35 protein-coding genes are annotated in these 23441 nt (G+C 37.3%); 32 read left to right on the top strand and 3 right to left on the bottom strand.

The window, feature by feature from the left end; all coding sequences use genetic code 11:
* Positions 1-56: 56 nt before the first annotated feature.
* Positions 57-1577, top strand: a complete 1521-nt coding sequence (locus tag C0J00_RS02440) for an IS1182 family transposase (RefSeq protein WP_104967157.1) — start codon at positions 57-59, stop codon at positions 1575-1577.
* 82 nt (positions 1578-1659) lie between these two features.
* Here C0J00_RS02440 and C0J00_RS02445 read toward each other — a convergent pair whose 3' ends face one another.
* On the bottom strand, positions 1660-2061 hold the full coding sequence (locus tag C0J00_RS02445; RefSeq protein WP_306293911.1) for a DUF3397 domain-containing protein: 402 nt from the start codon (positions 2059-2061) through the stop codon (positions 1660-1662).
* Positions 2062-2191: 130 nt separating this feature from the next.
* Between C0J00_RS02445 and rplK the strand changes: the two genes are divergently transcribed.
* Both rplK and rplA read left to right on the top strand, forming a co-directional pair.
* The gene (gene rplK, locus C0J00_RS02450) at positions 2192-2617 is read left to right on the top strand and encodes a 50S ribosomal protein L11 (RefSeq protein ID WP_018380860.1); all 426 of its coding nucleotides are present in this window, start codon (positions 2192-2194) and stop codon (positions 2615-2617) included.
* 101 nt (positions 2618-2718) lie between these two features.
* Positions 2719-3408 (top strand): 50S ribosomal protein L1, encoded by a 690-nt coding sequence (gene rplA / locus C0J00_RS02455; RefSeq protein ID WP_017770022.1) that lies wholly within the window; start codon positions 2719-2721, stop codon positions 3406-3408.
* 119 nt (positions 3409-3527) lie between these two features.
* On the opposite strand, the gene C0J00_RS02460 is transcribed toward rplA, so the two are convergent.
* Positions 3528-5129, bottom strand: coding sequence for an ATP-binding cassette domain-containing protein (locus tag C0J00_RS02460; RefSeq protein WP_104967406.1), 1602 nt, complete (start codon positions 5127-5129; stop codon positions 3528-3530).
* A gap of 442 nt (positions 5130-5571) precedes the next feature.
* Here C0J00_RS02460 and C0J00_RS02465 point away from each other — a divergent pair, with 442 nt between their 5' ends.
* From C0J00_RS02465 to C0J00_RS02580, 23 genes are all read left to right on the top strand, one after another.
* The gene (locus C0J00_RS02465) at positions 5572-5895 is read left to right on the top strand and encodes a hypothetical protein (RefSeq protein WP_158667301.1); all 324 of its coding nucleotides are present in this window, start codon (positions 5572-5574) and stop codon (positions 5893-5895) included.
* Between the two features lies 1 nt (position 5896).
* Complete coding sequence (locus C0J00_RS10515) at positions 5897-6160, top strand: hypothetical protein (RefSeq protein WP_233995857.1); 264 nt, start codon at positions 5897-5899, stop codon at positions 6158-6160.
* Positions 6161-6209: 49 nt separating this feature from the next.
* On the top strand, positions 6210-6602 hold the full coding sequence (locus tag C0J00_RS02475; protein ID WP_104967408.1) for a hypothetical protein: 393 nt from the start codon (positions 6210-6212) through the stop codon (positions 6600-6602).
* A gap of 4 nt (positions 6603-6606) precedes the next feature.
* Entirely contained in the window at positions 6607-6849 is a 243-nt protein-coding gene (locus C0J00_RS02480; RefSeq protein WP_104967409.1) for a hypothetical protein, read from the top strand.
* A gap of 21 nt (positions 6850-6870) precedes the next feature.
* The gene (locus C0J00_RS02485) at positions 6871-7275 is read left to right on the top strand and encodes a DUF1433 domain-containing protein (protein ID WP_104967410.1); all 405 of its coding nucleotides are present in this window, start codon (positions 6871-6873) and stop codon (positions 7273-7275) included.
* Positions 7276-7625: 350 nt separating this feature from the next.
* Entirely contained in the window at positions 7626-7949 is a 324-nt protein-coding gene (locus tag C0J00_RS02495) for a hypothetical protein (RefSeq protein ID WP_039827329.1), read from the top strand.
* A 294-nt stretch (positions 7950-8243) separates the two neighbouring features.
* The gene (locus C0J00_RS02500; RefSeq protein ID WP_233995858.1) at positions 8244-8636 is read left to right on the top strand and encodes a hypothetical protein; all 393 of its coding nucleotides are present in this window, start codon (positions 8244-8246) and stop codon (positions 8634-8636) included.
* 1 nt (position 8637) lies between these two features.
* Entirely contained in the window at positions 8638-9138 is a 501-nt protein-coding gene (locus C0J00_RS02505; protein WP_104967411.1) for a hypothetical protein, read from the top strand.
* 16 nt (positions 9139-9154) lie between these two features.
* Positions 9155-9553: a hypothetical protein gene (locus C0J00_RS02510; RefSeq protein WP_104967412.1), complete on the top strand. Its 399-nt coding sequence runs from the start codon at positions 9155-9157 to the stop codon at positions 9551-9553.
* Positions 9543-9761: a hypothetical protein gene (locus C0J00_RS02515; protein ID WP_104967413.1), complete on the top strand. Its 219-nt coding sequence runs from the start codon at positions 9543-9545 to the stop codon at positions 9759-9761. The genes C0J00_RS02510 and C0J00_RS02515 overlap by 11 nt, the downstream gene beginning before the upstream one ends.
* A 140-nt stretch (positions 9762-9901) precedes the next feature.
* Entirely contained in the window at positions 9902-10225 is a 324-nt protein-coding gene (locus tag C0J00_RS02520; protein WP_158667302.1) for a hypothetical protein, read from the top strand.
* A 1-nt stretch (position 10226) separates the two neighbouring features.
* Positions 10227-10445 carry a hypothetical protein gene (locus C0J00_RS02525; protein ID WP_104967415.1) on the top strand — a complete coding sequence of 73 codons (219 nt, stop codon included), beginning with the start codon at positions 10227-10229 and terminating at the stop codon, positions 10443-10445.
* Entirely contained in the window at positions 10442-10837 is a 396-nt protein-coding gene (locus tag C0J00_RS02530) for a hypothetical protein (RefSeq protein WP_233995859.1), read from the top strand. The genes C0J00_RS02525 and C0J00_RS02530 overlap by 4 nt, the downstream gene beginning before the upstream one ends.
* 2 nt (positions 10838-10839) lie before the next feature.
* Positions 10840-12072, top strand: coding sequence for an alpha/beta hydrolase family protein (locus C0J00_RS02535; protein ID WP_104967416.1), 1233 nt, complete (start codon positions 10840-10842; stop codon positions 12070-12072).
* 8 nt (positions 12073-12080) lie between these two features.
* Complete coding sequence (locus tag C0J00_RS02540) at positions 12081-12461, top strand: PHP domain-containing protein (RefSeq protein WP_158667303.1); 381 nt, start codon at positions 12081-12083, stop codon at positions 12459-12461.
* Complete coding sequence (locus tag C0J00_RS02545; RefSeq protein ID WP_158667304.1) at positions 12442-12735, top strand: hypothetical protein; 294 nt, start codon at positions 12442-12444, stop codon at positions 12733-12735. Before C0J00_RS02540 ends, C0J00_RS02545 begins: the two co-directional genes overlap by 20 nt.
* A gap of 218 nt (positions 12736-12953) precedes the next feature.
* Positions 12954-13679 (top strand): UMP kinase, encoded by a 726-nt coding sequence (gene pyrH, locus C0J00_RS02550; RefSeq protein ID WP_104967419.1) that lies wholly within the window; start codon positions 12954-12956, stop codon positions 13677-13679.
* Between the two features lie 19 nt (positions 13680-13698).
* Complete coding sequence (gene frr, locus C0J00_RS02555; protein WP_104967420.1) at positions 13699-14256, top strand: ribosome recycling factor; 558 nt, start codon at positions 13699-13701, stop codon at positions 14254-14256.
* Positions 14257-14350: 94 nt separating this feature from the next.
* The gene (gene cvfB, locus C0J00_RS02560; protein WP_104967421.1) at positions 14351-15208 is read left to right on the top strand and encodes an RNA-binding virulence regulatory protein CvfB; all 858 of its coding nucleotides are present in this window, start codon (positions 14351-14353) and stop codon (positions 15206-15208) included.
* 80 nt (positions 15209-15288) lie between these two features.
* On the top strand, positions 15289-15798 hold the full coding sequence (gene msrA / locus C0J00_RS02565; RefSeq protein WP_104967422.1) for a peptide-methionine (S)-S-oxide reductase MsrA: 510 nt from the start codon (positions 15289-15291) through the stop codon (positions 15796-15798).
* The gene (locus tag C0J00_RS02570; protein ID WP_104967423.1) at positions 15795-16010 is read left to right on the top strand and encodes a YozE family protein; all 216 of its coding nucleotides are present in this window, start codon (positions 15795-15797) and stop codon (positions 16008-16010) included. Before msrA ends, C0J00_RS02570 begins: the two co-directional genes overlap by 4 nt.
* A 187-nt stretch (positions 16011-16197) precedes the next feature.
* Positions 16198-17367, top strand: a complete 1170-nt coding sequence (locus C0J00_RS02575) for an MFS transporter (protein ID WP_104967424.1) — start codon at positions 16198-16200, stop codon at positions 17365-17367.
* Between the two features lie 73 nt (positions 17368-17440).
* Complete coding sequence (locus C0J00_RS02580) at positions 17441-18499, top strand: PhoH family protein (protein WP_104967425.1); 1059 nt, start codon at positions 17441-17443, stop codon at positions 18497-18499.
* Positions 18500-18596: 97 nt separating this feature from the next.
* Here the strand turns inward: C0J00_RS02580 and C0J00_RS02585 are convergent, their stop codons facing one another.
* The gene (locus C0J00_RS02585) at positions 18597-19802 is read right to left on the bottom strand and encodes a mechanosensitive ion channel (protein WP_104967426.1); all 1206 of its coding nucleotides are present in this window, start codon (positions 19800-19802) and stop codon (positions 18597-18599) included.
* A 200-nt stretch (positions 19803-20002) separates the two neighbouring features.
* Here C0J00_RS02585 and ybeY point away from each other — a divergent pair, with 200 nt between their 5' ends.
* From ybeY to C0J00_RS02615, 6 genes are all read left to right on the top strand, one after another.
* The gene (ybeY, locus tag C0J00_RS02590) at positions 20003-20500 is read left to right on the top strand and encodes an rRNA maturation RNase YbeY (protein ID WP_104967427.1); all 498 of its coding nucleotides are present in this window, start codon (positions 20003-20005) and stop codon (positions 20498-20500) included.
* On the top strand, positions 20481-20882 hold the full coding sequence (locus tag C0J00_RS02595) for a diacylglycerol kinase family protein (protein ID WP_104967428.1): 402 nt from the start codon (positions 20481-20483) through the stop codon (positions 20880-20882). The genes ybeY and C0J00_RS02595 overlap by 20 nt, the downstream gene beginning before the upstream one ends.
* A gap of 65 nt (positions 20883-20947) precedes the next feature.
* Positions 20948-21847 (top strand): GTPase Era, encoded by a 900-nt coding sequence (gene era, locus C0J00_RS02600; protein WP_104967429.1) that lies wholly within the window; start codon positions 20948-20950, stop codon positions 21845-21847.
* A 137-nt stretch (positions 21848-21984) separates the two neighbouring features.
* Entirely contained in the window at positions 21985-22461 is a 477-nt protein-coding gene (locus C0J00_RS02605; protein ID WP_104967430.1) for an NUDIX hydrolase, read from the top strand.
* A 12-nt stretch (positions 22462-22473) separates the two neighbouring features.
* Positions 22474-22950, top strand: coding sequence for an NUDIX hydrolase (locus C0J00_RS02610; protein ID WP_104967431.1), 477 nt, complete (start codon positions 22474-22476; stop codon positions 22948-22950).
* Positions 22951-22959: 9 nt separating this feature from the next.
* Entirely contained in the window at positions 22960-23433 is a 474-nt protein-coding gene (locus C0J00_RS02615; protein WP_104967432.1) for an 8-oxo-dGTP diphosphatase, read from the top strand.
* The last annotated feature ends 8 nt before the right edge of the window (positions 23434-23441 follow it).

The raw sequence follows: 23441 nt of genomic DNA on the forward strand, positions 1-23441 counted from the left end.
TGCGATAGTCTTGATAAAATAGAATTGACAAAAAAACACTTTAGAAAGGCTATCTCATGCATATTCACTATAACACAAATCAAACAACTTTACCATTAGAAATTGCTTGTGTCTTACCACCAGATCATATTGTCTTTACTATTGAAAAAGTGGTTAACTCACTAGAAGAATATCACTTTCAAACCTTTTATCATGACTTTGGTCGACCTTCTTATCATCCCAAGTTACTTCTATCTGCCCTTCTTTTTGCCTACACTCAAGGGGTCTTCTCTGGTCGAAAGATTGAAAAATTGATGGTAGAAAATCTAGGTATGCACTATTTGACAGGGCAGCTAGTTGTCAGTTACCGTACCATTAATCGCTTTCGTGTCTCTGATGGGATAGAAGAACTCATAAGGCAACTCTTTATTGATCTTAGTGTCCAATTAAAATTGGAAAAATTGGTGACATTAGATTGCCTTTATATTGATGGTACTAAGATTGAAGCCAATGCCAACAAGTATAGCTTCGTTTGGAAGAAAGCTGTTGATAAATTTTCTGTCACTCTCCAAGAAAAGATGCAAGTCTATTTTCAAGAAGAAATATGGCCTCTTATTCATCAAGCCATTGAGCGAGATGAACAGGAAGATATTACTTCAGAACAGTTAATGAATTTCGCTCAAGTACTAGAAGAAGAACTTTCTCATTTGAGTCAGAATATTGAGGAAAGCCCAGTCAAAGGACCAGACAACCGTAAAACTAAGCGACGTCAACTTAAGAAAGTCCTAAAGAAAGTGAAAAATGATTTTGCGGTACGGACAGAGAAATATGAGAACTATCAGATGACATTTGAAGGGCGAAACAGCTTTTCAAAAACAGATACCGATGCCACTTTCATGAGAATGAAAGAGGACCACATGAAAAAAGGTCAACTCAAACCCGGTTACAACCTCCAAATCGCTACCGAAAATCAATTTGTTCTTCACTACGATGTTTTTCCAAATCCAACAGATACGAGAACCTTACTCCCTTTTTTAGATTCCTACCCTCATGAGCTGAAAAGGATTGTCGCTGATGCAGGATATGGAAGTGAAGAGAATCTTCTGAGCTTAGATGAGATGGGAGTTGATCACCTGATTAAATACGGCCTCTTTGATAAGGAACAAAAAAGAAGTTATCACCACTCTGATAAAAATCTGAAGAATTGGTCTTATGATGCCAAAACGGATACTTATATACATCCTGACGACTGGATTTATCATTTCACGAAGAAACAAGTTCGAAAGACGGAGACAGGTTTTAAACAAGAAATAACCATTTATCAAGCAGAAGAACCAGAGCTAGCTCCTCAAAAATGTCTCTATATCAACAAGAGGTACCTGGAGTTAAAAGAAAAAGAAAGACAATCGCTTTTATCTGATGAAGGCAGTCACATCTTTGCGAAACGCAAGATTGATGTGGAACCTGTTTTTGGTCAGATAAAGGCTTGTTTGGGTTATAAACGTTGTAACCTGAGAGGAAAACGGAAAGTCAAAATTGATATGGGATTGGTCCTCATGGCCAATAACCTCCTCAAGTTTAATAAGAAAGTTGCATGAAACTAAAAAATAGAGACTCACCAAAAGTGAATCTCTATTTTTATAGCTGAGAAATCTTTTTGTCCCAGACTCTTTTACGATATTAAGATGGTAAATTGAAAATGAGTAGAATAGTCGCTAGAAAAAAGAAAAAAGTGAGGAAGAAGTTGAGGCGCCAAAAAAACTTGAACCATCTTTTATAAGTAAAGGTTTTGTTTTTTAGGAATTGCCAACAAGCAACGACAATGGCAAGGATAGAAATAGCGATTAGGTAGTAGTAAATGAAGCTATGTTTGAAAAATTGTGAGCTAGCTACTATGATTTCAAGGATATATAGGGGAACGGTGATATCCGGAAATTTAATCCCAAGCCGTCCTAGCTTGAAAAATTTGCAAATAATATAAGTGAAGATTGGGGTTAGAATGAGTAGACTCGCACTGAGCACCTTAAACATGAATATTGACATAAGTTTATTGTAACCATTATCCGGCTCAAAGTAAATCATTTTAAGAAAAAAGCATAAAAAACTTGAAATTTATTTCAGAATAAGTATAATAGAAAGGTATGCTAATGCATGCTTGTGGGAGGTAAAAATTTTTAATTACCGCCAAAACCACAATAGGAGGATTTTATTCATGGCTAAGAAAGTCGAAAACATTGTAAAACTTCAAATTCCTGCCGGTAAAGCGACACCAGCTCCACCAGTTGGACCAGCACTTGGTCAAGCAGGTATCAACATCATGGGATTCACTAAAGAGTTTAACGCTCGTACAGCAGATCAAGCTGGTATGATCATCCCTGTTGTTATCTCAGTATACGAAGACAAATCATTTGATTTCGTTACTAAAACACCACCAGCTGCTGTTCTTTTGAAAAAAGCTGCAGGTGTTGAAAAAGGTTCTGGTGAGCCAAACAAAACGAAAGTTGCATCAGTTACTCGTGCACAAGTACAAGAAATTGCTGAAACTAAAATGCCAGATTTGAATGCAGCATCAGTTGAGTCTGCTATGCGTATGATCGAAGGTACTGCTCGTTCTATGGGATTCACTGTTACTGACTAATCAGTAAGAGACCCTGGACCCGCTAAACTTCATCGTCTATTTCGATGAGTGACGTGGGAGATGAAAATCGCTATTACCACATTACAAGGAGAAATTTTATAATGGCTAAAAAAAGTAAACAAATGCGTGCTGCGCTTGAAAAAATCGACAGCACAAAAGCTTACAGCGTTGAAGAAGCTGTAGTGCTTGCTAAATCAACAAACTTCGCAAAATTTGATGCAACTGTAGAAGTATCATACAACCTTAACATCGACGTTAAGAAAGCTGACCAACAAATCCGTGGTGCAATGGTATTGCCTGCTGGAACTGGTAAAACTTCTCGCGTTCTTGTTTTCGCACGTGGTGCTAAAGCAGAAGAAGCTAAAGCAGCTGGTGCTGACTTCGTTGGTGAAGACGACCTTGTTCAAAAAATCCAAGGTGGTTGGTTAGACTTTGATGTTGTTATTGCTACACCTGATATGATGGCAGTTGTAGGTCGTCTTGGACGTGTCCTTGGACCTCGTAACCTTATGCCAAACCCTAAAACTGGTACCGTAACTATGGATGTTGCTAAAGCCGTTGAAGAGTCTAAAGGTGGTAAAATCACTTACCGTGCTGATAAAGCTGGTAACGTTCAAGCTCTTATCGGTAAAGTATCATTTGAAGATGAGAAATTGGTTGAAAACTTTAAAGCTCTTAACGATGTTATCGTTAAAGCAAAACCATCAACAGCTAAAGGTACTTACATCACAAACTTGACACTTACAACAACTCAAGGTGTTGGTATCAAAGTTGATCCTAACTCACTTTAATAAGAAATATTCATTTTCTAAAAAGAGTGTAATATACAGAAAAAGACAAGCATTAAATCGCTTGTCTTTTTCTGTACCTCGAATTAGCTATTTCAACTACTAATGCTTTAGTTATGAAGTTACTGAATAGAGGAGTTATTGATGAAAGATTGAAATTGCAAAGTTTGATTGAATTTTTGCTCATCTGATTGATTTAAGTGGTGCGTTGCATAAATAATGGTTTTATCTGGTTGTTGTAAAAGAAAGTCTAGAACTTTTTGTGCGCGATTGACATCAATAGCTGATGTTGCTTCATCAAGGAGTAGAATAGGTTTATTTTGGAGGTGAGCTCTGGCAAGTGCAATTCGTTGTTTTTGACCACCGGATAAATCACTGCCTTCTTTTATCAAAGGGCGGTCTAAATCATCATTGATAAATTCATCGAGTTGGAAATCTTTCAACGTCCGATAAAGAACAACGTCGGGAATTGGTTCTCCAAATGTAAGGTTAAAACGTAAACTGTCATCAAATAGATGTACATGGTGAGGAACAAGTTCAACAATTTGGTCTAGTGGTAAATTATTGACGGTTTGACCATCAACAAAGATATCACCGGTTTGTGGATAAAGTTGACTTGCTAATAGTTTTAAAAGAGTTGATTTTCCCTTTCCAGAAGGTGATGTGAGGGAAATTTTCTCCCCTTTTTTGAAACTTAAGGAAAAATTTTGAATGATTTTATTCTTTCCATACTGAAAAGAAATATTTTTTAAATAAAAATCAGAAACAAATGTAGAACATTTATTCTTGCTAGGAGGAGTTCTCAAAAGGTCGAACTTACTAAAAATCGCAGCTGTTGTTTTCAATTCTGAATAATTAGCGAAGAATCCGGTTAAACCTGCAAAGGTAATGGATGCAAAATACTGAGCTTGAGCAACTAAACCAATTGGAATAAGATGCCAATAAAAGAGAAGGCCAGCTTGCGTTAGTACCGTCAGTTGGCTAAAAAAGCTAGTTGCATTTTGACTCGCCATCATAGTGCCAAAAAGACGTGCATATGTTATTTTAGACATTTTGACTAGCAAGGAAGCTTTTTCAATTTTGTTGGACATATGATTACTTTTACCGGCATTTTTGAGAATATCGTAACCATTTAAAACATCGGTTATTGTTTTGGTCAATGCTTCATTCTTAGCTGAAAAATCGTTGGTTTTTTCTGCCAGTTTTACTGAAAATAATTTTGGAATAATTCCCATCAAAGCTGTTAAAAGAAGAAGGCTAACTAAGAATGATGGATGGTAAAGAGTAAGCGTTGCAGCTGCCCCGATAACATTAAGGACTTGGCTGATCATCAGTTCTAGTGTTTCAAATCCAAAATCTTGAATAGTCTGAATATCATTGGTCATCCAAGACGTATAGGTAGCTGTATCTTTTTGATGGAATGTTTGATAGTGACAGTCTGCTAAGGTTTGGCTAATATCTTTGCGAATGTTTGTATTCATCGTTTGAATAGCCTTTTCTCTAGCGGTAGTTACTTGACGAATCTGAATCATCCAAATGAAACTATTAGCTAAAATAAACGCACAATTGAGTAGGAATTGATTTAAATTGAGAGCTACAAGGTCAGTAACAGCTTGTGAGGACAAAAGTCCATGCAAAAGAAGGCAACCTGTATCGACAAGAAGCCAGAAAAGTAATGTGAGATTTTCTTTCTTTGCAGAAAGAAGATAATGTTTTAAGGTCATAAGTTCTTTCTAGGAAAACCAAGAAAACTTAAGTCGAACGGAAAAATTAATAACAATAATCAGATTTGTAGTCTTAGTTTTCCAACCAAGAGCTTAATTTGTCTTGGAGTTGTTTCTGAGATAATAATGCTACAAAACCTGCCTCATTGTTATGTCCATTATGTTTCATCATAGGTACCACTCCTTTCTTGCTCTATATTGTAAGAGATTAACGATAGAAAGTCAATGTTTGTAAAAGTATTTTGCTTGGATTAAGTTGGAAAGAAACGTAAATATTGCCATCAATTATAGGAACAGTTCTGAGTAAAAATCTTTGTGTTATACTATAAGGCAATAATCATTGTTGTTTTATAGCATCATATAAGGAGGAATTATGAAGAAAAATAGTTTAATAGTAAGTCTAGTTATTATATTAATAGTTTTTTTAATAGGAGGATGTCGTATGAAAGAAAAAGAAACATTAACAAAGCGTCAACAGGATAATGTGGTGAAAAGAATTATTAGAGTATATGATATTCATTCAATTGAATTTACAAAATTTAGTAAAGATCAAAAAACAGGTAGCTACCATCTGTTGTTTGTCATAAATGGTGATAGAAAGTATAAAACGGGTCTCACTGTATCTGAGATAGATAGATTCAATAATTCTACGGATGACATTAGTTTAAGCCCAATTGATATTTTTAATAAATTTAAACGTGACCTATCTTCACACCATTCTCAGAGGGAATTTGAGAAAGTAAAAATAACTTATTTGGAGCATTAGTATGTTAATTACAGAAGAAGAATATAATTGGTTGGCAGAACAATCATACTGGATCGAAGAAAATAGATCGGATGTTAGGTATCACCCAGAGGCAGAAAAAACATATTATTTTGACCCAGAAAAACCATCATTAGGTCAATTCCAAGTCCTCAAAGTCAAAGACAACCCTTCTAATGGCTTGCAGGCCATGGCGGTAGCACCGGTTGATAAAAATGGTAAGGCGACTTGTTGTGACATAGTACGTGAGGTTTGTAGTCTTGCTTAAGTTAATAAGTGTTTTGTTAATTTAATAAAACTATAAATGGAGGCCAATAATGAAGAAGCGGTTAATTTGGTTAATTGCAATTATTTTAATTATTACAGGAGGATTATTTTTTATGAGAAAAAACATTTTTACAGGTGAATGGGAAAATGAGTACCGTGATGAGGAAGAACGTATAGCGCTCTATTTTATCAATAATTACGAGCTTACTAATGGGGATAAGATTAAAAAAATAGAATTTACTGAGTTTGAAAAAAATAATATGACGGGCTATTGGAGGATAGTGTTGTTAGTAAATAATGAGTATCAGATTTCATTTAAAGAATCGAAAATCGGAGGTGAGTTAAGAAGTGGAAGTTATATGGGAACTGAGTTCAGAAAAATTGATGATAAAAAGAGCAATACAAAATTATATGGTATTGTTATTGATTATTTAGAGGAGTGACGCTGTGGTAACTGAACAAGATTATAATAATTTAGCTGACGATGTTTACAATGTCGAGAATAGTAAATCAGATGAGATTGTAAAAAAAGGAAGTATCGTTGGTAATGATAAATATATCGTCATTCATTCTAAAGACAACCCTGACAACGGCATGCAGGCCATGGCGGTGGCACCAGTTGATAAAAATGGTGAGGTGGATTACAGTGAGGTCGTGATTGCCTATGCGGGGCTAAATATTGCTTTATAGAATGGCCTCAGGAGGGTGATTATGAGGAAGAATAGTTTAATAGTGAGTTTAGTGATAATATTTACAGGTTTAATAATAGGAGGAATACTGATGTTTAATAGACAAGAGAATGAAAGTAAACAGAGTTACAAAAGAGAACAGAATAGAATTGTTGAGCATATTTCTAATAACTACAAAAATATAAATAAAGTAGAATTTACCAGTATAGAAGAAAATTTAAAAACCGGTTATTGGAATTTTGAAATTATTATTAATGATAATCTCTACGTTGCTTTTTCGGAAAAAGGTTTTGGTGGAGAGATTACCCATTCGGTCACTCATACTGAATTGAGTCGAGGCAATAGATTAGAAAAGCAGAATATGGAACTCACAAAGCAAAATTCAAATGTGGAAATTGTTTATTTCGAGGAGCCAAAGGATGATTAGTGAAAAAGATTATAATGGTATTGCAGATTCAGTATATTCGGTTGATAGAAAAAAGCTGATATGCCGTATGTAACAGGTGATACAATTTTGGAGGATCAGTATGTCATCCTAAAATCCGAAGACAACACTGACAACGGCATGCAGGCCATGGCGGTGGCACCAATTGATAAGTATGTTGTGTCTGGTGTAAACTGGTATATAGTCCCCTGAAGTAAAAATCTTTGTGTTATACTATAAGGCAATAATCATTGTTGTTTTATAGCATAATATAAGGAGGAATTATGAAGAAAAATAGTTTAATAGTAAGTCTAGTTATTATATTAATCGTTTTTTTAATAGGAGGGTGTCGTATGAAAGAAAAAGAAACATTAACAAAACGTCAACAGGATAATGTGGTTAGAGGAATAGCAAGAAACTACGATATAAAATCAATCAAATTTACAAAAATCAATAGAGATTCAAAAACAGGTAGCTATCATCTGCTATTTATTATAAATGATCATGAAAAGTATAAAACAGGTATTACAGTTTCAAAAATATCAGAATTTGATGAAAAACTAGATAATATTGGTTTGTCCCCTATAGATGATTTCAAATTTATAGAAAGAGATAAGCCAATTAACAATACCGATAATATTTTGAAAACAATTGAAATAACATATTTAGGAGAGTAGTATGTCAATTACGGAGGAAAATATAGGTGATTAGCAGAACAATCCTACTGGGTTGAAGAGGGAAGAGATAATGTTGACTATCATCCCAATGACGGAAAAAGATATTATTTTAATGGAAAAAATAATAAATTAGGTCAATTCCAAGTTCTCAAAGTCAAAGATAACACTGACAACAGCATGTAGGCCATGGCGGTAGCACCGGTTGATAAAAATGGTAAGGCGGGTTACAGTGAAGTTGTGATTGCTTATGCAGGGATAAATATTGCTTTATAGAGTGGCCTCAGGAGGATGATTATGAAGAAGAAAATCTTAATAGCAAGTCTAGTTACTATATTTTTAGGTTTAATAATAGGAGGATACCGTTTGAAAGAAAAGGGAACATTAACAAAGCGTCAACAGGATAATGTAGTGAGATGGATTGCACGTGGTTATGATGTAGATAAAGTCAAGTTTTTAAATTGTGAGAAAAACACTACTACAGGTACTTACAGTTTAATCTTTAGAATAGATGATAAAACAGAGACTAGTATTGTACAGGTTGAATCCTTGAAAGAATTTGATGATTCAAACGGAGATATTGGCTTGGATCCTATAGAAGATTTTATAGATTTAGAAAAATCAAATCCATTAGATAATGACGAGCCTGTAAATATTAGTGATATAGAAATTACATACTTAGGAGAATAGTATGGTAACAGAAAAACAATACAGATGGATAGTCGATCATGTTTACACTGTTGGTCACAATAAACATGATGGACAGTATACCAAAATAAAAGAAAAAACGTATTATTTTGACAGGAGAAATAAAAACTTAGGTCAATTCCAAGTCCTCAAAGTCAAAGACAGCACTTCCAACGGCATGCAGGCCATGGCGGTGGCACCAGTTGATAAAAATGGTAAGGCGGATTACAGTGAGGTCGTGATTGCTTATGCAGGAACCAATCGAGCAGATTTCAAAGATCTCGGAACTGATATTCAATCCATTGGTCTTGGTAGCGATGAGTTAAAGTTCTTTAATCTCACTGCGGATTCTCAATTCTCAACAGCATTAGACTTTGCCAAGCAAGTTGAGAAAGAGGTCAAAACGAAAAATCCCAATGTTGTTACAATAATAGGGACAATGCTAAGTAAACCTTTTGTGCTAGACTATAAGATAATAAATAAGCAGTATTGTTTTATAGGATAATATAAGGAGATTACTTATGAAGAAAAGCTTAATAGCAGGTTTGGTTACTATAATGATAGGTTTAATAATAGGAGGAGTGTTGATGTTTAATAGTCAAGAGAAGCAAAGAAAACAAAATTACAGAAGAGAACAAGATAGGATGGTTAAATATTTGGTATCCAATTATGAGGAGATAGATAAGGTTGAATTTACAGAAATAGATTATGATGAAGTTGCTGGAACGTATTCTTTCTATGCTATCATAAACGATAAAATAACTGTTGATTTTACTTTATGGAAACTAGGTGGTGAAATAGACGTGAGTGAACTTTCATCTCGTAATTCTGGGAACTACCTTGAAAAAATGAAAAAAAGTGGTGAGAAGTCTAGGATTTCTGATATTCAAATTATTTATATGAGAAATGATGGTAACTGATCAAGATTATCATAAGATTGCTAATGATGTTTACAAAGTTGATTCTAGTAAGCTCAAAATTCCACGTAGAGAAGGAGAGGAAGTAGCTGTAGGTAAGTATATCATTCTAAAATCCGAAGACAACACTGAAAACGGCATGCAGGCCATGGCGGTGGCACCAGTTGATAAGTATGTTGTGTCTGGTGTAAACTGGTATATAGTCCCCTGAAGTAAAAATCTTTGTGTTATACTATAAGGCAATAATCATTGTTGTTTTATAGCATAATATAAGGAGGAATTATGAAGAAAAATAGTTTAATAGTAAGTCTAGTTATTATATTAATCGTTTTTTTAATAGGAGGGTGTCGTATGAAAGAAAAAGAAACATTAACAAAACGTCAACAGGATAATGTGGTGAAAAGAATTGTTAGAGTATATGATATTCATTCAATTGAATTTACAAAATTTAGTAAAGATCAAAAAACAGGTAGCTACCATCTGTTATTTGTCATAAATGGTGATAGAAAGTATAAAACGGGTCTCACTGTATCTGAGATAGATAGATTCAATAATTCTACGGATGATATTAGTTTAAGTCCAGGTGATATTTTCAATAAATTTAAACGTGATCTATCTTCACACCATTCTCAGAGGGAGTTTGAGAAAGTAAAAATAACTTATTTGGAGCAGTAGTATGTCAATTACAGATGAACAATATAATAGAGTGGCAGAACAAGCTTATTGGGTTGAAAAAGGTAGAAATGATGTTGACTATCATCCAGAAGAAGGAAGAAAATATAGCTACAAAGATGATAAACCATCATTAGGTCAATTCCAAGTCCTCAAAGTAGAAGACAACACTGAAAACGGCATGCAGGCTATGGCGGTTGTCATGATGGAGGTATGTCTATGAAAATCAAGCAGGTTTTAGCAAGTTTATTTCTCGTTATTGGAATGATGAGTTTATTAGGAGGTTGTAGCATGACAAAAGAAACATTGACAAAAGAGCAACAAGATAATGTGGTGAGATGGATTGCAAGGGGATATGATGTTCATGAGGTGGAATTTTTAAAACTATCAAAAAATACTAGTACAGGTATATATTTACTATCAATTCGTGTGAATAAGAATGAATCTCTTGAAACAACAATACCAGCAGATAGTCTAAGTGATTTTGACAGCGTAGAGGGAGAATTATTATTAGGGCCAATTGATATTTTTCAAAAAATTACAAAAAGTAACCAATTAGAAAAACATGAAAAAATAGATATCAATAATATAAAAATTTCTTACTTGGAGGATTGATAATGGCAACTGATGAACAATATAAATGGTTGGCTGAACAAGTTTATTGGGTAGAACAGAAAAGAGATGATGTTCAATACCACCCGATTTCGGACTCACATTATCCATTTGATCCTAAAAATCCACAATTAGGTCAATTCCAAGTCCTCAAAGTCAAAGACAACACTTTTAATGGCATGCAGGCTATGGCGGTGGCACCAGTTGATAAAAATGGTATGGCGGATTACAGCGAGGTTGTGATTGCCTATGCAGGAACCAATCGTGAAGATTTCAAAGATATGGGAACTGATATTCAATCCATTGGTCTTGGTAGCGATGAGTTAAAGTTCTTTAATGTCACTGCGGATTCTCAATTCTCAACAGCACTTGACTTCGCCAAGCAAGTTGAGAAAGAAGTCAAAAGGAAAAATCCCAATGCTGTTATCACGACGACTGGTCACTCTTTAGGACAGTCACTTGCCATGTATGTGGGGCTAAAACAAGGTTATGCCAATGTCGGCTACAATGGTCCAGATATTCATAAGATGATTTCTGCCAAAGAAATCAAGTATATGCAAGAACATCCAGAGCAGTTCCGTAATTATCGCAATAAGCATGATGACATCGGAAATGTCATGGGCAATGTGACGAAAACAGCTATTTACCCTAAGGTCACAAAAGGCAAAGATAATATTAAGAATGCGATTCCAGATCACTTGCTGACAAATTGGCAATTTACCAAGGATGGTCAGCTAAAAGATTTGGATGGCAAAGTTGTGACGGATAAAGTCGTCAGTGCCTATGCTCAAACGATTGCCGTTATGGCTCGCATTAATGCTAAAAGCAAACAATTAGCCAAAGGTGGATACAGTAGTAGGGAACAGATTTTTCTAGATACGATTCAAGGTGCTGCCGTTGCCCAAGGCATGGCTGCTGCCGCTCAAGCTGGCGTTGATGATATTGAGCAAGTTGTCAAAGAAGGTGTCGAGAAAGCTAAAAGCTTATGGGAAGCGATTGACTTTACAGCTTACCAAGAGTTGAGTTACGATGAAGTTGTGAGTCTATTTGCAAGCCAAGGGGCTACTTATGAGAGCATTGTGACAGAGACTCAGACGACGCTTGAGGTTGGTCAGACAAATGCTGGCACGAAGGCCGAAGCCTTTACGACCTTAAAGGGACAAGTTGACCAAGTGATTCAAGCAAACATAGCCACCGATAAAAATCTAGCAAAGGATATTGAGAATTGGACAAGATAGACTTAGAGATGAAAGCCTACAGAGAGCTTTCTGCAAAAGAATGTGAATATGAGGCGTTTCTTTCTGATTATACTCGTCAACTCCAGCTATATGAAGAGGCACGCATAGAGCTTCATCAGCGTTGGGTGGATTTGGAACGGCTGGTTGAAAATGAGCGAATGGCTATGAAGCAGTTTGAGGAAACGATTGATGACACAGAAGATGATTTGATAGAGTATAAGAATGATTTAGAAATTTTAGTCGGAGAATCGGAAATTGTTTACCATCAGGAAATGTCTGATATTGACAATGAAGAAAGCTTAACGAGAGAAAACTTTCAGAAGAAACGACTTGATTACGAAGATAGTATAGAAAGGTTACGGCAAAAATATGCTAGCACCCATCAATGAGTATTATACGGAGGAGGAACATGCGCATGCTCTAAAAATGATGCGTCGTTCAATGGAGACCAAAAGAGCCATTAGTCAAGCAAAGGCTCTTGTCACCAAAAAAAATAATAATATTGAGACCTATAAAAAAAAGATTCAAGAGAAAGCCACGCAAACGAAAACAGCTATTACAAATATAAAAGGTCAGCTGGATACTGGGATTAAAGGGGATACTGCTGATAAAATCAATGAATCCGTGGATACTTTAGTGGCAGGTTATGATGACATCATTTAAATACAGAGTATTAAGAAATAGATGATCATTAAATAGTTAAATAGATAGAAACATAATCTTTGAATTTTAAGAAATCCTTTGAACTAACGTCATAGAAAATAGTTAATACCAAAAAGTAAAAACCACAATGCAATCAGGCTATTAAATCAAGACACTTTATGATAAAATGGTAAAGATGAAGATATGTTATCATGTCAACTAATATTGAGGAGAAGAACATGGTTCAACCAAAATATAAACGTGTTTTGATTAAATTATCTGGAGAAGCCCTTGCTGGTGATCGTGGTGTCGGTATTGACATTAAGACTGTACAAGAGATGGCAAAAGAAATTGCTGAAGTTCATGCGTCAGGTATCCAGATTGCTCTTGTCATTGGTGGTGGAAATCTTTGGCGTGGTGAGCCAGCTGCAGAAGCTGGTATGGATCGTGTTCAAGCAGACTACACCGGTATGCTTGGTACGGTTATGAATGCCCTAGTGATGGCAGACAGCCTTCAGCAAGAAGGTGTTGATACCCGTGTCCAAACGGCTATCGCTATGCATAACGTCGCAGAACCTTATATTCGTGGTCGTGCGCTTCGTCACCTTGAAAAAAATCGTGTGGTTATCTTTGGTGCAGGTATTGGGTCGCCGTATTTTTCAACAGATACAACAGCTGCCCTTCGTGCTGCTGAAATCGAGGCAGATGCTATCTTGATGGCTAAAAATGGCGTCGATGGTGTTTATAACGATGATCCACGTAAAAATGCTGACGCCGTTAAATTCGACGAATTGACACACGGTGAAGTGATTAAACGTGGCCTTAAGATTATGGATGCAACAGCGTCTGCTATCTCAATGGACAATGATATTGATCTGGTTGTCTTTAATATGAATGAACCAGGAAATATCAAACGTGTCGTTCTAGGTGAGCAAATCGGTACAACCGTCTCAAATAAAGCATAAAAGGATAAAGGATAAAACAATGACAAAAGAAATTATTGTAAACGCAAAAGAACGTTTTGAGCAATCACATCAATCACTAGCTCGTGAATTCGCTGGTATTCGTGCTGGTCGTGCCAATGCTAGTCTTTTAGACCGCATTCAAGTAGAATACTACGGGGCTCCAACACCACTTAACCAACTAGCATCAATCACAGTTCCTGAAGCACGTGTGCTTTTGATTTCACCGTTTGATAAATCATCAATCAAAGATATCGAACGTGCTATCAATGAATCTGACCTCGGTATCAATCCAGCTAACGATGGTTCAGTTATTCGTTTGGTCATCCCACCACTTACCGAAGAAACTCGCAAAGATCTTGCTAAAGAAGTGAAAAAAGTTGGGGAAAATGCCAAAGTTGCTATTCGTAATATCCGTCGCGATGCCATGGATGATGCTAAAAAACAAGAGAAAAATAATGAAATCACTGAGGATGAATTGCGTACTCTTGAAAAAGATATTCAAACAGCAACAGATGAAGCTGTTAAGCATATCGATAGCATGGTTGCTAATAAAGAAAAAGAACTTCTAGAAGTTTAAGATAAGAATAAAAAACTAAAAGGCGGTGTGATGAAAGACCCGATTTGGGCGATTTGTCCCATTGCCTTTTTTGTCAAAGAAATAGAGAAAAAACATGAATGAATTACTAGGTACAGTTATCAGTGGTATGGTAACAGATGAAAATAGTCACGCCTATTTTGTCCCAAAAGATGGGATAACCTTTGCACTCGCAAAAGAAGAGGGAGAACACCAGATTGGTGAGATGGTCAAAGGTTTTGTTTATACGGATATGAGACAAAAACCGCGTTTGACTACCAAGGATATCGCGTCAACTCGAACGTCTTATGGATGGGGAACAGTTACTGATGTTCGTCGCGATTTGGGAGTCTTTGTCGACACAGGCATTCCAGAAAAGGAAATTGTAGTTTCCTTGGATGTCCTTCCAGAGATGAAAGAATTATGGCCTAAAAAGGGAGACCGCCTTTATATCAAGCTTGATGTAGACCGTAAAGATCGCATCTGGGGCTTACCTGCTGAAGCAGAAGTCTTTCAAAAGATGGCTGGACCGGCATACGATAATATGCAAAATCAAACGTGGCCAGCTATTGTTTATCGCCTCAAACTCTCGGGAACCTTCGTTTACTTGCCTGAGAATAATATGTTGGGCTTTATTCACCCAAGCGAACGTTACGCTGAGCCACGTCTCGGGCAAGTTCTAGATGCTCGTGTCATTGGCTTTCGTGAGGTTGATCGCACCTTAAATTTATCGCTTAAACCGCGTTCTTTTGAGATGTTGGAAAATGATGCTCAGATGATTTTGACTTATCTAGAGTCAAATGGAGGTTTCATGACGCTTAATGACAAATCCTCCCCAGAGGACATCAAGGCAACCTTTGGGATTTCCAAAGGGCAGTTCAAAAAAGCATTAGGTGGATTGATGAAAGCTAAGAAAATTAAGCAAGATAGTCTAGGGACAGAGTTAATCAATTAGTTTTCAGAAAAAATAAAAAAATCTCAGACAATCTGGGATTTTTCTGTTACAATAAGAAAAAAATAAAACGAGGTATGAGTATGGAAAGAGCGATATTTGCAGGCGGTTGTTTCTGGTGTATGGTGCAACCTTTCGAAGAACAAGACGGCATCCTATCTGTTCGTAGTGGTTATACAGGTGGTCATGTTCCAAATCCAACTTATGAGCAAGTCTGCAGTCACACAACGGGACACACAGAGGCAGTAGAGATTATTTTTGATCCCGAAAAAGTGTCCTATAATGACTTGGTGGAACTATACTGGGCACAAACTGATCCAACAGACGCTTTTGGTCAGTTTGAAGATCGTGGCGATAACTATCGTCCCGTTATTTATTATACAACTGAAGCACAAAAGGAGATTGCGGAAGCCTCTAAGGCTGCACTAGATGCATCAGGTCGCTTTGATAAACCGATTGTGACAACGATTGAACCTGCTGAAACTTTCTATGAAGCAGAAGAATACCATCAAGGTTTCTATAAAACCAACCCTGAACGTTATGCAGCTTCAAGTGCTATTCGTCATCAGTTTCTAGAGGAGAATTGGCATTGAGAAAATCCTTTTATACTTGGTTGATGACTGAGCGAAATCCTAAGTCAAATGCGCCAGTAGCTATCTTGGCTGATTTGGCTTTTGAAGACATGACATTTCCCAAGCATACAGATGACTTTGATACCATCAGTCGCTATCTGGAAGACCAAGCTAGTTTTGCTTTCAATCTGAGTCATTTTGACCAGATTTGGGAAGATTATTTGGCACATTAAACTACAATATTCAAAAAATCCCTATTTTTAGGGATTTTTGATATAATGAAGGCAATACGATACGAAAACAAGATTATTCGGGGAGGAAAGCAGAATAACTGCCAGAGGTATTATGTAGGTAAAAAATAATGTATAGTTGATTTACTCGTGACCAAAGTGTCACCTTGTCTTGAATAAGGAATAATCTATGTTTACATTATCGTATCGACGTAATATTGCTCTTTTAGGAGCGACAGAATTTTTTGCCTTCTTTGGCATTACTACTTTTTGGCTTTTATTTCTCAGCCAACATGGCATGGCACTCTGGCAGATTGGAATTTTGGAAAGTATCTTTCATTTAACTAGCCTAATTTCAGAAGTACCTTCAGGTATGCTAGCCGATCGTTTTTCTTATAAAACCAATTTGTATCTCAGTCGTTTGGCCAGTATTTTTTCTAGTATCTTGATGTTGGTCGGCCATGGGAATTTTTGGATATATGCATTTGGAATGATTATCAACGCTTGGGCTTATAATTTTGATTCAGGTACCAGTTCTGCTATGCTCTTTGAATCGGTAAAAGAAGCGGGGATGGAATCGAAATTCTTGAAGATATCCAGTTTTTTTGGTGGTGTTGCTGAAGTGACGCGAACCTTGGGAATCTTGGTCGCTGGCTTTTTTGTCCATGGATTGCTGGATGTGACCTATGTGATTCATATAGTCTTGTCCCTTTTTGTCCTATTTTTCATTTTCCTTATGAAAGAGCCCAGTTTCAAGTTGGAAAGAGAGAAAAGTCCAACTCTAAAGATGATTATGGAGACCGTTTTTCTGACCTTTAAAAGAGAGCCTCGGTTGCTCACTTGGATGATCAAGGTGCAATTTTTATCGGTCGTTATGACCATGTTTTACTTTTATTATCAAAATGAAATGACGGCTTTGACCTCTTGGCAGATTAGTACCATGATGCTGGTTTCGAGTGTTGTCAATATTGGTTGCATTTGGTTGGCCAGTCGACTGGGGCAAGTGATCAAGGCGACAACATTATTTCCAATCATGGTTGGCTTGACAGGAATATTTTACTTGTTGTCCTGGTTTCAGTGGCCGGTGATTTACATCCTTATTTACTTAGTGACGGAAGGTTTATTCGCACTATTTGAACCAATCTTTGGCAATGACTTACAAAAGATGATTCCTAGTGGCGTTCGCGCTACCATGCTCAGTGTCGTTAGTATGCTTTTTAGCTTGGCTATGATTTTAATTTTCCCTGTGACAGGTTGGATGATTGACAGCTTTGGCTTTGCCAATAGTTTTGTCTATCTTGGAAGCTTGTTATTATTAGCGACCGTCTTTTTAAGATTTCAAAGCAAATCAAAGGTCTAAACGAATTAGAAATCCCTATTTTTAGGGATTTTTGATATAATGAAAGTAATTTAACAAAGAAAAGGATTTAAGTTTGCAAGAATATTCTGTAGAAATTACCCTTAAGCATCCCGATGATGTCTTGGCACTTTTCGGGACTAATGAACGCCATTTACGCCTTATTGAAGAGCATCTTCAGGTTATTATTCATGCTAGAACTGAACGTGTTCAGATTTTAGCTGATGAGCAAGAAGCAGTAGAACTAGCACGTATCACTATTCAAGCTCTTCTTGTCTTGGTAGAACGTGGCATGACGGTTAACACATCTGACGTGGTAACTGCCTTATCTATGGCTGAGAATGGAACCATCGATAAATTTGTAGCTCTTTATGAAGAAGAAATTATCAAGGATAGCTATGGCAAGCCCATTCGCGTTAAAACGCTAGGTCAAAAGGTTTATGTAGATAGCCTTAAGAAGCATGATGTGGTTTTCGGTATTGGTCCTGCTGGTACTGGTAAGACCTTTCTTGCGGTGACCTTGGCTGTCACAGCCCTCAAGCGTGGTCAGGTTAAGCGCATTATCTTGACGCGTCCTGCGGTGGAAGCTGGCGAGAGTTTAGGATTTTTACCGGGAGACTTAAAGGAAAAAGTCGATCCTTATCTTCGTCCTGTTTATGATGCTCTTTATCAGATTTTAGGCAAGGAGCAGACGACACGTCTCATGGAGCGTGACATCATTGAGATTGCGCCATTAGCTTACATGCGTGGACGGACCTTAGATGATGCTTTTGTCATTTTGGATGAAGCGCAGAACACGACTATCATGCAAATGAAGATGTTCTTGACACGTCTTGGCTTTAATTCTAAGATGATTGTCAACGGTGATACCAGTCAAATTGATTTGCCTCGTAATGTAAAATCAGGTTTGATTGATGCGGCTGAAAAGTTGAAACGGATCAAACAGATTGATTTTGTTCACTTCTCAGCTAGTGATGTGGTTCGTCATCCAGTGGTTGCTGAAATCATCAATGCCTATGAAACCAAACCTTTGCATGAGTCGATTCAAAAGTCAACAGAAGAAAATCAAGCTTCTAAAAAATCGGGTTTAACCACTTATGAAGTGATTGGGGAATTACCTGAGGATAAGGATTGAGTTTAGTGTTAACGTAAAGACTCTCTGATGATTCGGAGAGTCTTTTTCTTGTGTTAAAAAGCACCTCGCTTTGAGATGCTTTTGATGTTTTTAGACCTTATTTCTTGTTAAGGAAATTTTCTAATTTCTCAAGTTGACGAGCTGCAAAGTCTTTACCACCAAGACCAAAGGCAAGGGCGAAAGCAACGGCAACAGCACCAAGGATGATAGTGAATGTTGTTTGAACGATGGTTTGAGCAATGTTTAATTGATCAAGTGCCATAAAAATAGCAAGAGCAATCAAACCATAACGAACAACTTCGCCAAGAGCTTTGCTGCTTGTAGATTTAGCAATAAATCCAGCAAGAACATTACCTAGAACGATAGCAAGACCAAGAATTGCTAGTGAACTGATAACAGCAGGAAGGTAAGCAATTACTGCAAGACCGATGGTGTTAAGAACAGAAAGGTTAAGTGTTGCAAGTGCTTGTACAAAGAAGAAAACTAAGATAATAGCACTAACGATGTTAGCAAGGACAGTTGAAATTTGGTAGTCAGCTTGACCTTTAACGCTCAAATATTGTGAATATTTATCGATACCTGATGCCTTAAGCACTTTTTCAAGCAAGTTGCTAAGCAATTTAGCGATGAAGCCACCGATTGCTAAGAGAACAACAGCAACCAAGATGTTTGGAATGAAGCTGATGACTTGGTTTAATAAGCTAACAATTGGTTCAGAAAGTGATTTGATGCCAAGGGTTTCAAGAGCTAGTGTTAGGATTGGGATGAAGAGAAGAACGTAAACGATTGATGACAACACATCAGCGATTTTAATTTCGTTAACTTTAGCTTGATCCACATCTTGATCGAAGAGTTTACTCATCCATTTTTCAAATGGCAATTTCACCAAGAGGCTGCTAACGAGGTTCTTAACGAACTTGCAGAGGAAGACACCAACGAACAGGATAAGACCAGCTGCTACAGCATTTGGTAAGAAACCAAAGAATTTAGCAAACATGTTTGAGATTGGATCAACCACACTTGATACTCCAAGACCAGAAAGGATAGCTGGTAGGAAGAACACGATAACTAAGAAATAGGCAAATTGACCAAAGCCTTTAACGAGAGCTTTCTCGTCTTGTGTTGGTTTTACCAATCCCCATTTTGATAATTTAGCGACAGGAGCTAATTTTGTAAGACCTTTGATGACCAACTTTTTAACAAGAGCAGCTACGATAAGGGCTACAAGGATTAAAACGATGATACGAATGGCACCTGGAAGAGCTCCAAAGATAGATTCTGTGAATCTAGATAATGTATCCATAATGATACCTCCTAAAAATATTTCCACAACTAGCATATCATGATGCTCTATAATTCACAAAGGAAATGATTTTATTATCAAAGTATCTGTAGACGTATAGAGAGCTTCCCTAGGATTTATGGTATAATGAGAAGACTATAAGAATTTGAAAGAAAGGATAAAATCGCACTTTAGATGAAGTGATGATTAGTATCTAACATATGTATGTAGAGATGATTGACGAGACGGGACAAGTCTCCGAAGAGATCAAGAAGCAAACACTTGATTTGCTTGAATTTGCGGCTGAAAAAACTGGGAAAGCTGACAAGGAAATGGCTGTTACTTTTGTGACTAATGAGCGCAGTCACGAGTTAAATTTGGAGTATCGTGATACGGATCGCCCAACAGACGTTATCAGCTTGGAGTATAAACCAGAAAATCCTATCATTTTTGATGAGGAGGATTTGGCAGAAAATCCTGAGTTAGCTGAGATGATGGAAGAGTTTGATGCCTATATTGGTGAGCTTTTTATTTCCATCGATAAGGCGCGTGAGCAAGCTGAGGAGTATGGGCATTCTTTTGAGCGTGAAATGGGATTCTTGGCCGTTCATGGATTCCTTCATATCAATGGTTATGACCATTACACACCGGAAGAAGAAGCAGAGATGTTTGGACTACAGGAAGAGATTTTAAGCGCCTATGGACTCACAAGACAATAAGCAAAAAAAATGGAAAAACCGAACCCTAACAGCTAGCATGGAGTTTGCCATAACTGGGGTGGTCAACGCCTATAAGGAAGAGCGTAATATGCGTAAGCACATGATTTCGGCTCTTCTAGCAATTATAGCAGGACTTGTTTTTCAAATTTCAGCCCTAGAGTGGTTGTTTTTACTCCTAAGTATCTTTTTGGTAATTTCTTTTGAGATTATCAATTCAGCCATCGAAAATGTCGTGGACTTGGCGAGTGATTACCATTTCTCCATGTTGGCAAAAAATGCTAAAGACATGGCTGCGGGAGCGGTTTTGGTGATTTCGGTCTATGCCTTAATAACTGGCTTAATCATCTTTGTTCCCAAGATGTGGAACCTGGTTTTTGGATAAACTATAGAATTGTGTTTGATAGTTGACTATCAGACAGTTAGTGAATAAAAGAAAGAAAAGAATTTATGTCATTTAAAAGTGGATTTGTGGCGATTTTAGGTCGTCCAAACGTTGGAAAATCAACCTTTTTGAATTATGTCATGGGGCAAAAAATTGCTATCATGAGTGATAAGGCGCAAACAACGCGCAATAAAATCATGGGGATCTATACTACAGATACTGAACAAATCGTTTTTATCGATACGCCAGGGATTCATAAACCTAAGACAGCCTTGGGGGACTTCATGGTAGAATCTGCCTACAGTACCCTTCGTGAAGTGGAAACAGTTCTTTTTATGGTGCCAGCAGATGAAGCGCGTGGTAAGGGTGACGATATGATTATTGAACGCCTAAAAGCGGCTAAAGTTCCTGTCATCTTGGTGATTAACAAGATTGATAAGGTGCATCCTGAGCAGCTCTTGGCACAGATTGATGATTTTAAAGACCAAATGGACTTTAAAGAAATCGTTCCGATCTCAGCGACACAAGGGAATAATGTCAATCGTCTGATGGAAATCCTTAAAGATAATCTTGAGGAAGGTTTCCAATATTTCCCAGAAGATCAGATTACCGATCATCCAGAGCGTTTCTTAGTTTCCGAAATGATCCGCGAAAAAGTCCTTCATTTAACCCAACAAGAAGTTCCGCACTCTATCGCCGTGGTTGTTGATTCTATGAAACGTGATGAGGACACAGATAAGGTTCATATCCGCGCAACCATTATGGTTGAACGTGACAGCCAAAAAGGGATTGTCATCGGTAAACAAGGTGCCATGCTCAAGAAAATAGGAACCATGGCTCGTCGTGACATCGAACTCATGCTAGGAGATAAGGTTTTCCTCGAAACCTGGGTCAAGGTCAAGAAAAACTGGCGTGATAAGAAGCTTGATTTAGCAGATTTTGGTTATAATCAGAAAGAGTATTAAAAACATCTGGGAGATGTTTTTAACCCGAGCCCGAAAATGAAACAGCGAGGTCGGGGAAGTGACTTCAATAGCCCGCCGACCTTGAAATAAAAAACTGTAGCACATCGTTTTACGAGATGTTCTTGAAAGGATTCAATATGTCACAAGATTATATTTCCTATATCCGCTCCAAAGTTGGGCATGACAAGGTGATTATCAACTTTGCTGGGGGCATTTTGGCAAATCAGGACGGAAAAGTTCTTCTCCAGCTGAGAGGTGATAAAAAAACTTGGGCAATTCCGGGTGGTGCCATGGAGTTGGGGGAATCCTCACTTGATACAGCTGTTCGTGAGTTTTATGAAGAAACAGGGATTGAGGTCCAAGTCAAGCGTTTGTTGAATGTCTATACAAATTTTGACGAAGTCTATCCCAACGGTGACCAAGTCCAAACAGTTGTTTTCATTTATGAACTGACAGCGACAGAGATTGGAGATATCAGTGATTTTCATAATGAAGAAACGCTGAAAGTAGCCTTTTTTACAAAAGAAGAAATTGACCAGCTAGAGAGTATTTCTGATAAACATCGTTTGATGTTAAAAGAATATTTTGCCAATGACTTTCAGTTAGGACGATAAAGGAGTGCTGAAATCCCGCTAGATTATGTTTCCTATATCCGGTCCAAAGTGGGTCAGGATAAGATTTTTCTCAATTTTGCTGCAGGTATTTTATGTGATGAGGATGGCAGAGTTCTCTTGCAATTAAGGGGAGACAGTCAAAATTGGGGTGTTATTGCTGGCATCATGGAATTGGGCGAAAGTTCGGCAGATGCTGTGGTTCGTGAATTTTTTGAAGAAACAGGTATTCTTGTCGAACCGGTCAAACTGTTAAATGTTCACACAAACTTTGAAACAGTGTTTCCAAATGGTGATGCAGCTCAAACAGTGGGTGTTTTATACCAAGTAAGGGCGACCAAATTATATTCCATTGACCACTTTGCAAATGAGGAGACCCTTCAGTTAGCTTTCTTTTCGGCAGAAGAGATTGCAAATTTAGACCTATTCAGCTCGCAACAAAAGGTGATGCTAGAAGAGTATTTTTCAGGACAATTCCAAGTAGGACGATAGAGGAGACCTATGCCACGTAGTGAAGATGTGATTTTAACCAATATGTGTCTGGTTGAGGACAAGGACGATAATTGTGTCGTTCAAATCAGAGATCCCAAGCGTTATGATTGGTCTGGAGCTGTCTTTCCAGGTGGTCATATTGAAAAAGGTGAAAGCCTACACGATGCTGTCGTTCGTGAAGTTTTAGAAGAGACTGGTTTAACCATTTCAAATCCTGAACTGGTTGGGGTCAAACACTTTCAAACGAGGGGAGACAAGATTAGATACTTGGTCTTCTTATATCGAACATCTGATTTTTTAGGGACGCTGACTTCTTCTGAAGAAGGGGAAGTCAAGTGGGTGTCTCGCCAGGACTTATTGGCAGGCAAAATTGACTTAGCAGATTCCATGGACGAGATGTTTCCTGTTTTCTTCGATCAGACGTCATCTGAACTCTTTTATGAACGGAATGATAATGATGACTTAGTAAGGAAGTATTTTTAAGAGTTTAA

Source organism: Streptococcus pluranimalium (assembly GCF_002953735.1).
Taxonomy (GTDB): Bacteria; Bacillota; Bacilli; order Lactobacillales; family Streptococcaceae; genus Streptococcus; species Streptococcus pluranimalium.

Bases quoted from the DNA above. Each gene is read 5' to 3' on its own strand.
- C0J00_RS02445 (WP_306293911.1), bottom strand. From the start codon at position 2,061: ATGATTTACTTTGAGCCGGATAATGGTTACAATAAACTTATGTCAATA.
- C0J00_RS02525 (WP_104967415.1), top strand. From the start codon at position 10,227: ATGTCAATTACAGATGAACAATATAATAGAGTGGCAGAACAAGCTTAT.
- C0J00_RS02510 (WP_104967412.1), top strand. From the start codon at position 9,155: ATGAAGAAAAGCTTAATAGCAGGTTTGGTTACTATAATGATAGGTTTA.
- frr (WP_104967420.1), top strand. From the start codon at position 13,699: ATGACAAAAGAAATTATTGTAAACGCAAAAGAACGTTTTGAGCAATCA.
- C0J00_RS02545 (WP_158667304.1), top strand. From the start codon at position 12,442: ATGCTAGCACCCATCAATGAGTATTATACGGAGGAGGAACATGCGCAT.
- C0J00_RS02440 (WP_104967157.1), top strand. From the start codon at position 57: ATGCATATTCACTATAACACAAATCAAACAACTTTACCATTAGAAATT.
- C0J00_RS02530 (WP_233995859.1), top strand. From the start codon at position 10,442: ATGAAAATCAAGCAGGTTTTAGCAAGTTTATTTCTCGTTATTGGAATG.
- era (WP_104967429.1), top strand. From the start codon at position 20,948: ATGTCATTTAAAAGTGGATTTGTGGCGATTTTAGGTCGTCCAAACGTT.
- C0J00_RS02465 (WP_158667301.1), top strand. From the start codon at position 5,572: ATGAAAGAAAAAGAAACATTAACAAAGCGTCAACAGGATAATGTGGTG.
- C0J00_RS02475 (WP_104967408.1), top strand. From the start codon at position 6,210: ATGAAGAAGCGGTTAATTTGGTTAATTGCAATTATTTTAATTATTACA.
- C0J00_RS02485 (WP_104967410.1), top strand. From the start codon at position 6,871: ATGAGGAAGAATAGTTTAATAGTGAGTTTAGTGATAATATTTACAGGT.
- ybeY (WP_104967427.1), top strand. From the start codon at position 20,003: ATGTATGTAGAGATGATTGACGAGACGGGACAAGTCTCCGAAGAGATC.
- C0J00_RS02540 (WP_158667303.1), top strand. From the start codon at position 12,081: ATGAAAGCCTACAGAGAGCTTTCTGCAAAAGAATGTGAATATGAGGCG.
- C0J00_RS02500 (WP_233995858.1), top strand. From the start codon at position 8,244: ATGAAGAAGAAAATCTTAATAGCAAGTCTAGTTACTATATTTTTAGGT.
- C0J00_RS02520 (WP_158667302.1), top strand. From the start codon at position 9,902: ATGAAAGAAAAAGAAACATTAACAAAACGTCAACAGGATAATGTGGTG.
- C0J00_RS02535 (WP_104967416.1), top strand. From the start codon at position 10,840: ATGGCAACTGATGAACAATATAAATGGTTGGCTGAACAAGTTTATTGG.
- C0J00_RS02605 (WP_104967430.1), top strand. From the start codon at position 21,985: ATGTCACAAGATTATATTTCCTATATCCGCTCCAAAGTTGGGCATGAC.
- cvfB (WP_104967421.1), top strand. From the start codon at position 14,351: ATGAATGAATTACTAGGTACAGTTATCAGTGGTATGGTAACAGATGAA.
- pyrH (WP_104967419.1), top strand. From the start codon at position 12,954: ATGGTTCAACCAAAATATAAACGTGTTTTGATTAAATTATCTGGAGAA.
- C0J00_RS02505 (WP_104967411.1), top strand. From the start codon at position 8,638: ATGGTAACAGAAAAACAATACAGATGGATAGTCGATCATGTTTACACT.
- rplK (WP_018380860.1), top strand. From the start codon at position 2,192: ATGGCTAAGAAAGTCGAAAACATTGTAAAACTTCAAATTCCTGCCGGT.
- C0J00_RS10515 (WP_233995857.1), top strand. From the start codon at position 5,897: ATGTTAATTACAGAAGAAGAATATAATTGGTTGGCAGAACAATCATAC.
- C0J00_RS02515 (WP_104967413.1), top strand. From the start codon at position 9,543: ATGGTAACTGATCAAGATTATCATAAGATTGCTAATGATGTTTACAAA.
- C0J00_RS02575 (WP_104967424.1), top strand. From the start codon at position 16,198: ATGTTTACATTATCGTATCGACGTAATATTGCTCTTTTAGGAGCGACA.
- C0J00_RS02585 (WP_104967426.1), bottom strand. From the start codon at position 19,802: ATGGATACATTATCTAGATTCACAGAATCTATCTTTGGAGCTCTTCCA.
- C0J00_RS02615 (WP_104967432.1), top strand. From the start codon at position 22,960: ATGCCACGTAGTGAAGATGTGATTTTAACCAATATGTGTCTGGTTGAG.
- rplA (WP_017770022.1), top strand. From the start codon at position 2,719: ATGGCTAAAAAAAGTAAACAAATGCGTGCTGCGCTTGAAAAAATCGAC.
- C0J00_RS02460 (WP_104967406.1), bottom strand. From the start codon at position 5,129: ATGACCTTAAAACATTATCTTCTTTCTGCAAAGAAAGAAAATCTCACA.
- msrA (WP_104967422.1), top strand. From the start codon at position 15,289: ATGGAAAGAGCGATATTTGCAGGCGGTTGTTTCTGGTGTATGGTGCAA.
- C0J00_RS02595 (WP_104967428.1), top strand. From the start codon at position 20,481: ATGGACTCACAAGACAATAAGCAAAAAAAATGGAAAAACCGAACCCTA.
- C0J00_RS02495 (WP_039827329.1), top strand. From the start codon at position 7,626: ATGAAAGAAAAAGAAACATTAACAAAACGTCAACAGGATAATGTGGTT.